This is a genomic window from Undibacterium sp. TJN19 (genome assembly GCF_049339485.1).
In the GTDB taxonomy this organism is placed as follows: Bacteria; Pseudomonadota; Gammaproteobacteria; order Burkholderiales; family Burkholderiaceae_D; genus Undibacterium.
In genome coordinates this window covers 1-14,422 of sequence record NZ_JBMPPL010000006.1, presented here as the reverse complement: position 1 = coordinate 14,422, position 14,422 = coordinate 1, and the positions used below count along the sequence as shown (strand labels likewise).

Annotated in this window: 17 protein-coding genes; 4 read left to right on the top strand and 13 right to left on the bottom strand. The window is 50.0% G+C overall.

Translation table 11 applies throughout. The features are described from left to right. Position 1: 1 nt before the first annotated feature. From ACO0LH_RS16820 to ACO0LH_RS16800, 5 genes are all read right to left on the bottom strand, one after another. On the bottom strand, positions 2 to 1,465 hold the full coding sequence (locus ACO0LH_RS16820) for a pyridoxal phosphate-dependent decarboxylase family protein (protein ID WP_422942278.1): 1,464 nt from the start codon (positions 1,463 to 1,465) through the stop codon (positions 2 to 4). Positions 1,466 to 1,652: 187 nt separating this feature from the next. Continuing rightward, a complete protein-coding gene (locus ACO0LH_RS16815; protein WP_422942277.1) occupies positions 1,653 to 2,594 on the bottom strand; it encodes a hypothetical protein in 942 nt (313 codons plus the stop codon). Between the two features lie 13 nt (positions 2,595 to 2,607). Then, the gene (locus ACO0LH_RS16810; protein ID WP_422942276.1) at positions 2,608 to 2,985 is read right to left on the bottom strand and encodes a flagellar protein FlaG; all 378 of its coding nucleotides are present in this window, start codon (positions 2,983 to 2,985) and stop codon (positions 2,608 to 2,610) included. Between the two features lie 221 nt (positions 2,986 to 3,206). Further along, complete coding sequence (locus ACO0LH_RS16805) at positions 3,207 to 3,737, bottom strand: isochorismatase family protein (protein WP_422942275.1); 531 nt, start codon at positions 3,735 to 3,737, stop codon at positions 3,207 to 3,209. An 80-nt stretch (positions 3,738 to 3,817) separates the two neighbouring features. Continuing rightward, positions 3,818 to 4,681: a LysR family transcriptional regulator gene (locus tag ACO0LH_RS16800; protein ID WP_422942274.1), complete on the bottom strand. Its 864-nt coding sequence runs from the start codon at positions 4,679 to 4,681 to the stop codon at positions 3,818 to 3,820. Positions 4,682 to 4,813: 132 nt separating this feature from the next. Between ACO0LH_RS16800 and ACO0LH_RS16795 the strand changes: the two genes are divergently transcribed. Together ACO0LH_RS16795 and ACO0LH_RS16790 are read left to right on the top strand one after the other, a co-directional pair. Further along, the gene (locus ACO0LH_RS16795) at positions 4,814 to 5,785 is read left to right on the top strand and encodes a quinone oxidoreductase family protein (RefSeq protein ID WP_422942273.1); all 972 of its coding nucleotides are present in this window, start codon (positions 4,814 to 4,816) and stop codon (positions 5,783 to 5,785) included. A 34-nt stretch (positions 5,786 to 5,819) separates the two neighbouring features. Then, positions 5,820 to 6,356, top strand: a complete 537-nt coding sequence (locus ACO0LH_RS16790) for a lipocalin-like domain-containing protein (RefSeq protein ID WP_422942272.1) — start codon at positions 5,820 to 5,822, stop codon at positions 6,354 to 6,356. Here the strand turns inward: ACO0LH_RS16790 and ACO0LH_RS16785 are convergent. From ACO0LH_RS16785 to murB, 3 genes are read right to left on the bottom strand one after another with little or no spacing between them, the layout of a single operon-like run. Continuing rightward, positions 6,353 to 6,964, bottom strand: a complete 612-nt coding sequence (locus ACO0LH_RS16785) for an HAD-IA family hydrolase (protein ID WP_422942271.1) — start codon at positions 6,962 to 6,964, stop codon at positions 6,353 to 6,355. The two genes, ACO0LH_RS16790 and ACO0LH_RS16785, sit on opposite strands and share 4 nt — an antisense overlap. A 40-nt stretch (positions 6,965 to 7,004) precedes the next feature. Further along, positions 7,005 to 8,552 (bottom strand): C13 family peptidase, encoded by a 1,548-nt coding sequence (locus ACO0LH_RS16780; RefSeq protein WP_422942270.1) that lies wholly within the window; start codon positions 8,550 to 8,552, stop codon positions 7,005 to 7,007. A 34-nt stretch (positions 8,553 to 8,586) separates the two neighbouring features. Further along, positions 8,587 to 9,615, bottom strand: coding sequence for a UDP-N-acetylmuramate dehydrogenase (murB, locus tag ACO0LH_RS16775; protein WP_422942269.1), 1,029 nt, complete (start codon positions 9,613 to 9,615; stop codon positions 8,587 to 8,589). An 88-nt stretch (positions 9,616 to 9,703) separates the two neighbouring features. Here murB and ACO0LH_RS16770 point away from each other — a divergent pair, with 88 nt between their 5' ends. Together ACO0LH_RS16770 and ACO0LH_RS16765 are read left to right on the top strand one after the other, a co-directional pair. Beyond that, positions 9,704 to 10,189, top strand: coding sequence for a YajQ family cyclic di-GMP-binding protein (locus ACO0LH_RS16770; RefSeq protein ID WP_422942268.1), 486 nt, complete (start codon positions 9,704 to 9,706; stop codon positions 10,187 to 10,189). A 6-nt stretch (positions 10,190 to 10,195) separates the two neighbouring features. Beyond that, positions 10,196 to 10,837 (top strand): retropepsin-like aspartic protease family protein, encoded by a 642-nt coding sequence (locus ACO0LH_RS16765; protein ID WP_422942267.1) that lies wholly within the window; start codon positions 10,196 to 10,198, stop codon positions 10,835 to 10,837. 41 nt (positions 10,838 to 10,878) lie between these two features. Here the strand turns inward: ACO0LH_RS16765 and ACO0LH_RS16760 are convergent, their stop codons facing one another. The 5 genes from ACO0LH_RS16760 to ACO0LH_RS16740 all read right to left on the bottom strand — a co-directional run. Continuing rightward, on the bottom strand, positions 10,879 to 11,268 hold the full coding sequence (locus ACO0LH_RS16760; protein ID WP_422942266.1) for a hypothetical protein: 390 nt from the start codon (positions 11,266 to 11,268) through the stop codon (positions 10,879 to 10,881). A 58-nt stretch (positions 11,269 to 11,326) separates the two neighbouring features. Then, the gene (locus ACO0LH_RS16755) at positions 11,327 to 11,668 is read right to left on the bottom strand and encodes a hypothetical protein (RefSeq protein ID WP_422942265.1); all 342 of its coding nucleotides are present in this window, start codon (positions 11,666 to 11,668) and stop codon (positions 11,327 to 11,329) included. 291 nt (positions 11,669 to 11,959) lie between these two features. After that, complete coding sequence (aroG, locus tag ACO0LH_RS16750; RefSeq protein ID WP_422942264.1) at positions 11,960 to 13,021, bottom strand: 3-deoxy-7-phosphoheptulonate synthase AroG; 1,062 nt, start codon at positions 13,019 to 13,021, stop codon at positions 11,960 to 11,962. A gap of 511 nt (positions 13,022 to 13,532) precedes the next feature. Continuing rightward, entirely contained in the window at positions 13,533 to 13,946 is a 414-nt protein-coding gene (locus ACO0LH_RS16745) for a tetratricopeptide repeat protein (RefSeq protein ID WP_422942263.1), read from the bottom strand. 3 nt (positions 13,947 to 13,949) lie between these two features. Continuing rightward, on the bottom strand, positions 13,950 to 14,422 hold a 473-nt coding region (locus ACO0LH_RS16740; RefSeq protein WP_422942262.1), incomplete at its 5' end, for a cellulose synthase subunit BcsC-related outer membrane protein.

Genomic DNA, 14,422 nt, shown 5'->3' with positions numbered 1-14,422 from the left:
GTCATTTGTCATGATGAGTGTCATCCTGTTTGCTTAATTTATCACCAATGGCGACAGTGGCGGAAATCAATGTGTCGATATCTTCTGCACACGTACGATGGTTAACGATGGCTGCACGTATTGCCAGTTGCTGGTTCACGATATTGGTCGATGGTGCTGAAATGCCAGACTCTTGCAGGGCAACGACAATCCTGGCGTTGATATCATCCGGGTTTTCACAACGATAGCGAAAACAGACGATGTTCAAGGCGACTGGTGCCAGCAGTTCCAGCTGGGGATGGGCGAGGATGGCTGCTTTCATGTATTGCCCCAGCGCGCAGGTGTGGGCGATCATGCGGCCGAGCCGCTCCGCCCCATACACCTGTATGGTGAACCAGGTTTTCAGTGCACGAAAACCGCGCGACAAATCAGGGCCAAAATCACAGGGCCATGGCGAGCCAGCAGCAAGGCCCTTCGCTTCGCGGCGCAGATAACTGGCAGGCGTGGCAAAAGTAGCGTAATGCGCAGCGCTGTCGCGCACCAGGATGAAACCAGCGTCGTAAGGCACTTGCAGCCATTTGTGGAAATCAAAAGCGATGGAATCGGCACGCTGTATGCCTTGCAGTCGCGGCGCAATATCAGGTGCGAGTATGGCCAGTGCGCCAAACGCACCATCGATATGAAACCACAACTGCTCTTGCTTCGCAATGTCAGCCAGCGCAGTCAGATTATCGATGGCGCCAACATCAACTGAACCGGCTGTCCCGGCTATAAAGAAGGGTTTCATGCCAGCCGCACGGTCTGCCTGTATGGCCGCCTGCAATAGTGCAGTATCCATTTCAAAATTACTGTTCATGGGAATGATGCGCAAGGCATCCGTGCCCAGGCCAGCCATGTCCATCGCTTGCGCGATACAGGCATGCGCACCCGCAGAAGTATAGGCCACCAGCCTGGATCCAGATGCTGCCACGCCTTGCAGGCGCACGCTATTGCCCAGTGCCTGCGCCCTGGCGACAAGAACAGCGATAAAATTTGCCATCGATGTACCAGTAACAAACAAACCACTGGCACTATCTGGGAAATCAAACAGGCTGGCTACCCAGCGAGTCAGCTGTTTTTCTACTTCTATCGGCATATGGTCGCGCCCGCCGAGGTTGGCATTCAGGCCGGCGGCCAGCATTTCTGCCAGTGTACCGACTGGATTCCCGCCGCCATGCACCCAGCCCATGAAACCGGGATGGCTGTTACCTACCGAATAGGGCAGGATATTGTCCATGAATTGCTGATGCACGGTCGCCAGGTCGCTCGGACCAACCGGCAAGGTTTGCCTGAACTGCGCCCTGATCTCATCCGGGATACTTTGCCATACAGGACGCTCCCGTATGTGCTCGGCATAATCAAGTATGTCGTCGAGCATGCGATGCCCTTGCGCCCGCAGTGCTTGCCAGTCGTCGGGGTCCAGGGTTTCAGATACTGGTGCTGCCATGCATATACCCGTTTGTTCTAAGATCGTCCGCCAATTATCTATGAGAGTAGGACGATTGAAACAAGGAATACAGGCGTTTTTACAGCTTTATTGATACAAGGGTGAATTTATGCTTTTTTGCAACGATGATGGCTTCAATGTCGTCGTTACCTGACAACAAGTCTTAGCGTGTATTGACACGTGTGACTCAGGCGCTGGCAAGCATTTCGGCAAAAATACCGGCTTTAAGCCGTGCTCTGGGGCTGGACCAGTAATCAGCAATCTGCACTATCGTTTCATTTGCGGACTTGATGCTGACTGTCAGCGGCCTTTGCATCACAAGCTGGTGTACATAACTGGCAAAGCCATCAGCAAAATCGTCGTAGGCATTCGTCGCAGCATACAAGGTGGGGAAAGTAGTTTTTTGCAATGCCCGGTAGATTTCAGGGATCAAATCACCTGGCAATTGCTCTCCGGTATAAAAGCTCAGCCTTTTACGGTATTGGAAATCTTCCCTGAGCAGGGGTATCAAATCCCCACTCATGGCAATTTGCCAGGACAGGGAAAGGTAACTGTATTCTTCGGTAGACCTGAATTTTTGCGCGCCTATCCACCAGTCCGGCAGAAATTCGCTATTTGCGGTTAATACGTGGCCGAATTCATGCAGCAACAAAAACTGTATGGCGTTTTTGCGATTATCGTTTTCTGCAGTTTCTATCACCACTTCGATGCTGTAGTTATCCTGTGGTAAAAATGGTGTGTTTTCCTTCCAGCTGGCCCAGGCATTGGCTGAACGTTGCAAGAATGCATCTGCATCCATCAGGCAGACCATACCCAGAGAACTGCCATCCGCAGCCATCACCACATCCGTCAGAGCAGATGAGCCCAAACCGCGGGCAAAATAAACACCGAGCAAGGGTCGCTCCAGCATTTTTAAAACCGCCACAGGCATTTCAGTAATGGCTGAACGCACATCGTCCAGAAAATCTGCCTCTGGCAGCACTGCCTCAGGGAAATTCTTGTCCAGGTTTTGGCTGGCATTGACATTGGCGACATAGGCAAGCAGTTCCACCGGAGCCACCGCCAGGCGTTCTATGAGCGGGCGTTGCAACTGAGCGCGCCAGTATCCTGCATCAGACGTAAGGATCACGCATCTGCCCTGTTCACGCCTGATCGTTCAGTAACAAGCCTTTTTTACCACTTAAGTCCTTGGCAATCGACAAGACTTCAGCAGATGGAATCTGCCGGATAACTGCATTTGTTTCCCGGTCAACGATTTGCACCACAACCTTGCCTGAACCACTGTCGAGATTTAAATTCACACTATTGCTTGAATTAATGAATCGATTGATCTCATCGACAGATTGTTTCAACGCAGTGCTGCTGACAGCTGCTGTCTGCTTTGATTCCTCTGTCGCCGCGATTGAACCTGCGCTGGCATTTCCTGTTGATGTTGACAGTTTCGGTGTACTTTTAACATCCTGCCGAGGCTCAACAGCAGAGACGCTACTGCCCCCACCTGTTATTTGACTGATACTCATATCATTCCCCAACTTTAAGGATAAAAAGCAGAACGGATTACTGCGTTAACCCATTAACGGTAAAGTAACTTAAAAGTTTAGCTTTTTTATTTGAATAAGCTGAGATTCTGCTTTAAGCAGAAGAATGAAAAACCAGGGATAAGAAAAAAGTTTTAAATTAACAACAATACTGCCGTGCAAACTAATCGAGTTTGCACTGAGGTCAGCAGCAGTGGGTGAAATTAATTTCCGAACACTTCGGCAGTGGTGCGCACCATCAAACGACTGCTGGCGGGGGTAGAAATATTTTCCCATACCCAATTATGGTGCTCGACTATTTTATCGGCCTTCATGTGCGGTCGGTCACCTGTGGTATGGGCATCAGACAAGGCAACCACATCGAAACCATTGGATGCCGCAGCGCGCAGTGTGGTATCCACACAAAATTCGGTAGCCAACCCGCAGACAATCAAAGTGTGCGCGCCAGTGATCTTCAGGTGAGCCAATAAACCCGTATCGGCAAATGAATCGCAGGCAGTTTTATCGACGAAAACATCACCGTGGCTAAAAGGCAGTTCGGAAATGACTTCCCAGCCAGCGGAGCCGGCCATGGCGTCATCATTGGCATGGCGCACGAAGATCACTTGACCGCCATGTTTACGTGTGTAATCTGCCGCATATTGAATACGGGCAATCACTGCATCCTTGTCAAAACGCGGGGTCGTGCCATGCACCCAGGCGTTTTGCATGTCGATAATAATCAAGGTATTCATTTGGCTTACCTCCGTGCCGAAAACCACATCATACCGCGTTCATTTCGCTAGTGTGCGCTGCACAAGAACGATGTTGTGCTTCATTTCAAGGCGGTCATTACCGCATCGCTGCCAAATAAGGCAATCAGATAATCTGCCACCGCCCTCACCCGCGGCGAACGCCGTACGTCATTGTGCATAACCAGCCAGAGTTTTCTTTGCACCGGGCAGGTTTCTTCTTCGATGAGTACCAACTCCCGGCTGCCATTTACCAGATAACGTGGCAATACCGTAACGCCCAGACCTGCTGCTGCAAACTGACGCAAGACCATTTGATCATTGCTGCGCAAAATTTTTCGTCGCCCAACGGCATGTTGCTCCAGCCATTGATGATGGGGTGTGCTGGAATCTTTTTCGTAGGCGGCAAATTCCCAATCCTGCGCGATGCGACCTTTCAGGTAAGCCTTGCTGGCGTATAAGCCATAGGCAATGCTTGCCAGTGGCTTGATGACCAGACCTGCCGTTTGCGGACGTGCCATGCGCAAGGCGATATCTGCTTCGCGCCGCCCCAGACTCACTTGCTGACGTTCGGCCAATAGCTCCAGATCTACGCCTGCCAAAGCGACAGGCAGGTTTTTCAAATGTGGTGCCAGCAAAAACGCCGTCAGGTTTGGCGGTGCAGAAATGCGCACTATACCTTCCATTTTCTCCGCACCCAGGGCTTTTCTTTCAAAAGAAAACCAGCGATCTTCTACCTCGCGCGCATGAGCAACCAGATCCTGTCCCTCGATGGTCGGTTGCCAGCCACGCACGAGGCGGTCGAATAAACGCAAGCCAAGTGCTGCCTCTAAAGCATCTATGCGACGCGCCACAGTAGTGTGCTCTACCTGCAAACGACGCGCAGCACCGGTCAATGTACCACTATCGACCAGTGCCAGAAAAAAACGTAAGTCATCCCAATTCATCATTGTGCAATTATGCACACTCCAGGCGAATCTTTCAGGAATTTTCTTTTGATACGGATTTGACTAAGCTCTTTGCATCCAGTCAGGCAGTCGTTACTTGATTGCTGCCACGCTTTATACGAAAGAAAAATCATGAAAGCCATACAGTTTTTAAAACAGGGCGGTCCGGAAGTATTGCAACTTGTTGACTTGCCCGTACCAAGGCCAAAAGAAGGAGAAGTGCTGGTGAAAGTCGATTTTGCCGGCGTCAACTTCGCTGACATTTATCAGCGCAATGGACAAAACCCAGTCACCCTGCCCTCATTGCCCGGAGCCGAAGGTGCCGGGGTCGTCGTCGATGGAAACGCCACGTTTGCCGCCGGCACACGGGTGGCATGGTTGTCTCAACCTGGTTCATATGCCGAATATCTGGCGATCCCGGCTTGGAAACTAATCAGACTGCCAAGTGACATCAGCAACCAGCAGGCAGCTGCCGCCTTGCTGCAAGCTGTCACCGTGCAATATCTGACAGAGACCAGTTATCACGTACAGGCAGGCGATAGAGTGCTAGTGCATGCAGGCGCTGGTGGCGTTGGCCTGCTATTGATACAACTGCTAAAGCATAAGGGTGCAACAGTCTTGACCACGGTATCAAGCGCAGAAAAAGAAACATTGGTAAAAAATGCAGGGGCCGACAATGTGATTCGCTATACAGAGACTAATTTTGTTGAGGCAGTCAAGGAATTGATGGGGCAACAAGGCGTTCACGCGGTCTATGATTCTGTTGGCCTGACAACTTATCTTGGCAGCATGGCCGTATTACGTCCATTAGGCACACTGGTGCTGTTTGGGCAATCAAGTGGCACTGTCCCTGCAATAGACCCGATGAGTCTTTGTCGTCACGGCTCCTTGTTTTTCACTCGCCCTACTCTTGCCCACCATGTAGCCGATGCAGCCAGTCTGACGCAACGCAGTCAGCGTGTCCTTGGTTGGCTGCAACAACAGGTATTGCAGTTGCGCATAGGCGGTATATACGCGCTTGGCGATGCCGCAAAAGCACATGCTGATCTCGAATCCCGGAACACCAGCGGCAAGTTGCTGCTGTCGGTCGCCGCAGATATCTGAACGTCATTTCCCTTCACCCTTATCACGCGATATCATGAAAACTTTTCTCCAAATAGTACGCGCCATCAGCCTGATTGGCATCATCGGTTTCAACCTGCCTTCCTATGCAATGATGCAGCAGGATATAGACCCAAATGAACAGGCACAAAAGCGCCTGACGGGTACCTGGACCCTGATTGACGCACCAGAGATTCGTGCCGACGGTAGTCGTGGTGAAACTTTTGGCGCCAACCCGCATGGTCTGCTGATCATTGATGATACTGGCAGATATTCCCTGCAAATCTATAAATCAGAACGCAGCAAATTTGCTGCCGGTGACAAACGCAAGGGCACTGAGGCAGAATTCCGCGCCGCTGTGCTGGATACCAGTTCACATTACGGGCGCTGCTTTATCGATGTAGAACGGAATGTATTGATCTTCAGGATAGAGCATGCATCCTTTCCCAACTGGGATGGAAGCGAGCAGGCAAGGCAATTTGAATTCAAGACGGACGTGCTTAGCTACCGCGTACCAGCCAGTGCCAGCGGCAATGGAACTACGACGATTTCCACCTGGAAAAAGATCCGCTAAGTTAGCCTTATGCCGTTAGCAAGCAAGGTGGTTTGCACATCGGCAAACCCATCTGTATGAAAGGCTTTGATGCCCAGTTCTGCCGCGGCCAGCACGTTGGGCTGGACATCATCAAAGAACCAGACTTCATCCGGCGTGACCTGGCAATGTGCCAGTGCCATGGCAAAGGCGGCAGCATCAGGCTTGATTGCACCCAGCAAATGTGAAGACATGGCAAGATCAAAGTCCGTATCAAGCTGACCAAATTTTTCCCAATGCAAGACGTTGGAATTGCTGAGGCAGGCAACACGGTATTTTTGACGCAAGCGCTGTATCAACCAATGCGCACCAGGATAGTAACCCTTGAGCCAGGACAGGAATTCTGAGATGAAATCCTGCTCAGACAGCGTCAGTGACCATTCTTCAATAAATTGACGGGCAAATTCTGAAGGCGCTATCTGCCCCAGTTCAAAGCAGCGAACCACAGGTGAAGAAAGCCATTTCTCTTTCAGTATCGACAGTTCTGTACCCTCTATAGTTTGCGGCAAGAGCGCTTGCAGACGACTGAAGGTATTGTTTTCTATCAGCACCCCGCCCAGGTCGAACAATAATAACTGCGGCAATTTCATGGCCAACCTCTCGTAATGAAACAGTCCGACACCAAGCCTGCTATTTTTCCTGCCGGGATGATGCCTGCTGCTTCAGTCTTTGCTCCAGTTGCTGCAATTTTTCACGGATATGCATGCCGACCGCGATTTGGGGGTTTGAATAACCATCGGTCTTACCGGCCTCTTCTTCACGCTGTTTGATAATCGGGCGCACGGCAGCATGGGCTGCTTCGAAGGAAAGCGTCTTGTCCCGCAATTGCTCATCGTACATGGCACGGCCAAAAAAGGTCAGATCAGATTTGCTGCCACAACCGTACGAAGTGTGATCTGCATCAGACGCCGTCATGACCAGCGTATTGGCGTCTGACAGTGGTGCAATCCAGTTACCGGCATAACACGCCGATATGGAGATGACGCGGTTTTTAATACCAGCATCATCAAGCCAGCGCTTCAGGTCAGCGGGTGTGACAGGGTTCACCGTCAACGGCCAGAAGCTGGCCGCCAGTTCACCATCACTGGCGCCGTGTGAAGAAAAATGCATGAACAATACATCTTCATCGCGGTCCATGCGGCTGGCAATATGCGTTATCGCTCTTTGCAAATTCAGTGGCGTTGCCCAAGGCAAGCTGTCCATGGTTTTTGGATTATTTGCCAGTTGCAGGCTACGTCCTGCGGTATCAAAGCGTTTCTCCATCATCGTTGATACCATGGTGGTTTCATTCAGGAAAACATTCTCTTCACCATAAGGGGCAAAGGTCAGGCTATATAAATCAATTACGCCAGGCCTCTGCGGTTTGATGTCGTCCAGTTTTTGTTTCAGCAAGGCAGCCTGGGTTTCAAATATCTCTTGCGTGATTTCAGGCGCCTTGTCATTTGCTTCATTTGCTTCATCCGCTTCAGCATTCGCTGGGGTTTTGACTTCCTGGCGTGGATACCAGAATTGCGTGGACCGCGTACTGATCTCCAGTCCAAAAGCGGTCAGCATGACAACGCAGACAAACAGCATTGCCCCAACGCGGCGATCACTGGAGCGCCACAAGAACAACAGTTGTATCAACAACACCAGAAAAGGGGGTGCAAGATAAACCAGCCATTGCATGCGCAACCCCAGGTTCGACAAATCGTACCACCCCAGCCGTATGCATATTGACCCGATTGAGCAAACGACGATATTGAGCACCAGTATCTGGGCAAGTGCCAGCGTCAGCAAGCGGCTGGTATCTGGTGCTATCTTTGTGTTCACATGCAAGGCTTGGTGCAGACCTACGGGGCGCAAGTGGTAACAAGCCCATGCCAGCGCAGCAAAATAAAACCAGCCAGACGAAAACACCTGCCAGAAAAATTGCGCGGGACCGACAATCATCGTGCGCTGTATGGCAATATGTGTCAGCAGATACAGTGCCATCAGCACCGCGATGATCACAGGTGAAGCAGGCACGCCCTGCCAGTGTGGCTTTAGGCAGACACTGACTCGTAAAGCCTCGGTCATCAAGCGCTTAATAGTGAACGCATTGCCTTCTGGCGGTGTCAAGCAATCAGCGTCTGGTACGCTATCGTGACCGACCAATTGTTCATCATCACTGGTATTTTCTGGCGAAAACTCTGACATTTACTATCCTGTTATTCAATGACAAAAAGTCTGGTCATACAAATACGGGTTCTGCTTCGAGCAGAACACCAAACTTCGCTTGCACGTCAGTCTGTACGGCTACGGCCAATGCGCGTACCTCAGCGCCTGTAGCGCCACCATGGTTGACCAGAACCAGTGCCTGTTTTTCATATACGCCTGCCTGTCCCAGTTGCCGCCCTTTCCAGCCACACTGGTCAATCAGCCAGCCGGCGGCCAGCTTATAGTCTCCACTTTCCTGAAGATAGCTGACCAGCCTTGGATGTGCGTCAAGCAAGCTATGACGCTGCGCAGCAGACACAATCGGGTTCTTGAAAAAACTGCCTGCATTGCCGATCTGTACGGGATCAGGTAACTTGGCCTGACGTATGGCGATCACGGCATTGCTGATTTCTTTAGCTGTTGGAGTAGCAATTTGCTGCTGGTTCAAATACTGTGCGACATCAGCATAATTCAACCTGGCTTGCCATTGTTTAGGCAAGGCAAAGCGCACACTCAGTATGACCATGCGATCTTTATAAGCCTGTTTGAAAATGCTGTCGCGATAGGCGAAACGGCAGGCCGCCTTGTCGATGCGCACGATATTGCCAGTAGCGAAATCAAATGCTGTCAGACTATCAAACACTTCCTGTATCTCCAGCCCATAGGCACCAATATTTTGTATCGGCGCAGCGCCCACGGTGCCCGGTATCAGTGACAGATTTTCCAGACCACCGACACCTTGTGACAAAGTCCACAAAACAAATTCATGCCAGTTTTCGCCAGCGGCGGCCTCGACATGCACAAAATAATCATCTTCATCAATAATTTGTCGGCCCTTAAGACACATCTGCACGACCAGTGCATCAACCTGATCCGACAAGACCAAGTTGCTGCCACCGCCCAGTATCAGGCGCGGCAGTTTTTTTAACTGACTGTCATGATAGATGGCTTGCAATTGCTCAAGATGCCCAATGCGCAAAAATTGGCGGGCGCGGGCAGCGATGCCAAAAGTATTCAGGTTTTGCAGAGGATAATCTGCTAATAATGGAAGTAAATTCGTCATAAGCCTCAAATTATAGCCTTAGCACTCTTATGCCTGCCTGCATTTGCTAAAATGTGGCTTACTTAATTATTTTCAGCAAGGAAGTGACATGCCCTCATTCGATACCGTTTCAGAAGCAAACATGGTTGATGTCAAAAATGCGATAGACCAAACCAATAAAGTCGTTACCAATCGCTTTGACTTGAAAGGCAGCAGTGCCAAGGTTGAACAAAAAGAACGTGAACTGACGATTTATGGCGATTCAGAGTTTCATCTTGACCAGGTTCGTACCGAATTGACAATGACCCTGGCAAAACGCAATGTCGACGTACGCTTTCTTGATCTGGGCAAGATCGAAAAAATTGGTGGCGACAAGGTTAAACAGGGTATCAAGGTCAAAAATGGCATTGAAACTGAAGATGCAAAGAAAATCGTCAAGGCCATCAAGGATAGTAAACTGAAAGTACAGGCCAGCATACAAGGTGACTCGGTACGCGTCACCGGTGCCAAACGTGACGATTTGCAAGCAGCCATGACGATGCTGCGCAAGGATATCAAAGACCTGCCGTTGGAATTTAATAATTTTCGCGATTGAGTAACAATGCGCCACTACCTGAAACATCTTTCCCTATTGACATTGCTGGCCTGCGCCAGCACGGCCCACGGCACTGAAATTGGCGTGGTCGGCTTGTTTCCGGGAAAGGCGATACTGGTCGTGGACGGCGCACCGCCCAAAACCTATTCTGTCGGCAGCAATATCGGCAGCGATGCAAAACTGATTGAGGCCGATCGCGAAACAGCGACTGTCATGATCAAGGGCAAGCGCCAGGTGCTGATCATGGGACAAACCGTGCATCACTCTGCCGGGGGGACTGGCAATAGCATTGTTTTAAAAGCAGGTGACCGTGGCCATTTCATGGCCCCCGCGGTGATCAACGGCGTCAGTGTGAATATGCTGGTTGATACCGGCGCCAGCGTCGTCGTACTACCAGCCAGCGACGCCATCAGGATGGGTCTGAATTACAAACAAGGCGCCCCTGGTCGCGCCAACACTGCAAATGGCCTGGTCGATATGTATATGCTCAAGCTCGATACTGTCAAAATTGGCGATGTCGAATTGCATCAGGTCGACGCTTCTGTCATTGAAAAAGGCCTGTCCGTCCCCTTGCTGGGCATGTCATTTTTAAACCGTATGGAAATGAAGCGTGAAGGTGATCAGATGACGCTAACGAAGCGATATTGATACTGGCTTGGTTGCCGAATTGACTGCATGTATATGTAACTTCAGGTTTTCGGGATAATGAGTACTCTCGCCCAAATATGTATATGACGCATTTCTGCGGCCGATGATTCAATCACATCATCAATCACAACAGCATTACCGCCAAGCGCACACGATTTTATTCTAAGCTCTTTGTACCCTTCATCATTTGTCCTGACTACGCCACCAAAGAAGATGTTGCCTTTGATATGCGTTTCAATGTTACCGATGATTTTGGAACCAATTGGCAATGCAGATTTATCGATTATCTCAATCTGGCATTTGTCTGCCAAAACTGGTTGAATATCGCCTACCGTTTCGACTTTACTGACGGTTGCACATCCACTGAGCTGAAAAATCAGAAAAAAAACAAAGAAGGTGCGCAATGGATTTGCAAAATGGTGATGTTTCATGGATTCTTATTTTATCCGTCGCAATCCTGAAATCACGACGGAATGAGGTTTTACAGTATTAATTATTTGCCATTTTAATCAATTCAGCCGCTATTTGGCATGACCATGCTTTTTGACCTGCGCCACCAACAAAACCCGTTTTTGTTGTTACGGTAATGAAGGTATTTGCGGCGGAAACACTCTTCAGATTGACGAATAACTCTTCACCACCGCTACCAACAACCAATCCAATATTTCTGTTTCTTTGGGCCTTGATCACAGTGTCAGTCTCAGAAGAAACGGTTGCGTTGACGCCTGTCAGTACCTTCTTAGCGATAGTTTTCGACGTATTCAGATCTTTTTCCAGCAAAACAGAAGCGTCGTAACAATCATCGCTCTTTGTAATTTGATTGGCTTTCAAAGCAGGCGTGTATGCATACTTACTTGTTTCAACACCTGCACAACCAACCAGGGCAACGCTGAATGCAAGCAAAGATGAAGCGACGATCGTTTTTTTATTTTCAACATTTCAAAATCCTATTTAGATGTAACTCAATTAATATCCGAAAGATAAATCGGGCGCCATTGTGTCGCATATCAATGCAATGCACAATGAAATGCAATGAAATAAATCAATAGCGGCGCAATTCATATCATATAAGATAAGAATGACATCTTCATAACATACCTGTTGAAAGCAAAAATAAGGGCGTCAATAAGCCTGCTTCAATCTCCTCTGCCTGACCGCCTCAGCCAAGCCTTCCAGTACCTTGATACTGGAATCCCAGTCTATGCAACCATCAGTCACTGACTGGCCGTAGACCAGTTCTTTGCCTGGTACCAGGTCCTGGCGGCCAGCAACGAGATGGGATTCGATCATGACGCCGACGATGCGGGTGTCGCCTGCGGCGATCTGGCTGCCGATATCGGCGCACACGGGTATCTGGTTAGCCGGATTTTTAGAACTGTTGGCATGCGAAGCATCAATCATCAGGCGGGAAGCCAGGCCGCTGTTGGCGATGTCCTTGCAGGCGGCCTCAACGCTGACAGCGTCATAATTGGGTGTTTTACCACCACGCAGGATGATGTGGCAGTCTTCATTGCCATTGGTGGAAACAATTGCTGAATGACCACCCTTGGTCACAGATAAAAAATGATGTGGCTGCGACGAAGCCTTGATCGCGTCAACGGCGATTTTGACATTGCCATCGGTGCCATTTTTAAAACCTACCGGGCACGACAAGCCAGATGCCAATTCCCTGTGCACTTGCGACTCAGTGGTACGGGCACCAATCGCGCCCCAGCTGATGAGATCGGCAATGTATTGCGGGCTGATCACGTCCAGATATTCTGTCCCTGCGGGCAGGCCGAGTTCATTGATATTGAGCAGCAGTTCACGTGCAATGCGCAAACCATCATTGATGCGGAAACTGTTATCCAGGTAAGGGTCATTGATAAGCCCTTTCCAGCCAACCGTGGTGCGTGGTTTTTCAAAATACACGCGCATGATGATTTCCAGCTCACCGGCAAAACGCGGGCGCTCTGCTGCCAGCCTGTGCGCATATTCCATCGCGGCCTTCGTGTCGTGAATGGAACAAGGTCCGATCACCACCATCAATCTGTCGTCCTGACCGTGCAGAATGCGGTGCAAAGCGGTACGCGCATTGGCAGCGGTTTCAGACGCTTTTTCGGAACAGGCAAATTCACGTATCAAATGTGAGGGTGGAACCAGTTCCTTCATCTCGCGTATGCGTAAATCGTCGGTGCGCTGCATGTTAACTCCTGTCAGATACTAAAAATTAGAATAAGAAAATCGATTTAAAACCTAAAATCTCACTACAGAGACGCCAAGACACAAAGGAACAAACAGGCGCACAGAATAATTCAGGAAGCCAGGGCTTCAGTGCGCGTCATGCTTTTCAAGATTCTCTTGTCTTTCCCTGTGTCTCCATGTCCCTGTGTTGAGAGGTCTTGTTTTTTGTACGTTACGTTTATCGGAAAAATCCGGTAAAAAAATTCAGGCAAAAAAAAACCGCCTGGTCTGGCGGTTTTTTAGAATTTTGGTTTAGCGCTTTTTCTTCGTGTGCTTACCGTCTTCCCACCGCCCTTGGCTTGGAATAGCTAAAGTAAAAGAAGAAAAAGAAAACAACGTGTTTCATATCAATTATTGATTAAATATTTGTTTTTGCCATGTTGTGCCCTTTGGTAAGGGCTATCCAAGTCAATAGTGCATCAAAATCAGGCGATTTGCAAGGACGTTGCCGTAATTTGCTTATGCATTTTGCTCATTTCTTCCACAAAGGTGGCGGCTCTGGTGGAATATCTCCCTGGCCCTGATAAGCGGCTCCTATCGGCAATTTTCGTTGTGGCGCCTGAATTTGCGGATTATTACGGTTCATCCAGTTACGCAACTCTGTCAGATTCGCGGCGATATCTGCGCGGTTGGGCGCAAGGCGATTCGCTCTTTCCAGCAGGTTCAGGGCTTTTTCTGTATCTCCCTGCGCTGCCAGGGCGACCGCCTGGTTATTCAGCGCTGATGCATCGAAAGGATTGACCTTGGCTGCTTCGGCAAATTTCTTGCTGGCGGCACTGTTATTGCCTTCTGCCAGAAAGTTGCGTCCTTCTGCATTCGGGTCTTGGGCAAACACGCTCACAGGTAGCAAGAGCATGGTGCCAAGTAATTTGATTGCCGCTTTCACGATTTAATTTCCGAGGTAATAAGGTTTAGGAGCGAGGGGCGGGAAAGCCACGGGACCTTTGCGGGTTTCGAAACTATAGCGCAGATACACCGCCGCCGCCGCATCATTGAAGTCCCCTGAGTTATCCGCACTCAACCGTCCACCCAGGAACAGGTGGGGGGTCAGCTGGTATTCTGCCGCGCCCGTCAGCTTGAATGCAAATGCGGTACGGGTCTGCCCCGGGTAGCTGGTCGGGATGTTGATGGTGGGGTTGGCCGCCGCAAACTGTTCAAGTTCAGCCTGGTCTGCCGGTGAGTTCGGGTAGTACGGGGCATCGAGTTCTCTGAAGTGCTGGACACCGAGTGAGGTGCCGATCTGGTACGACAGTTTGCCTTTGCGTCCGGCAAAGTCAAGCGGGATGCCCATGGCAACATAGGATTTGGGGCTGAAGTAGCCACCATGCCCGTAGGTGAAGTAGCGCAGGTTTTTGTTGTAGA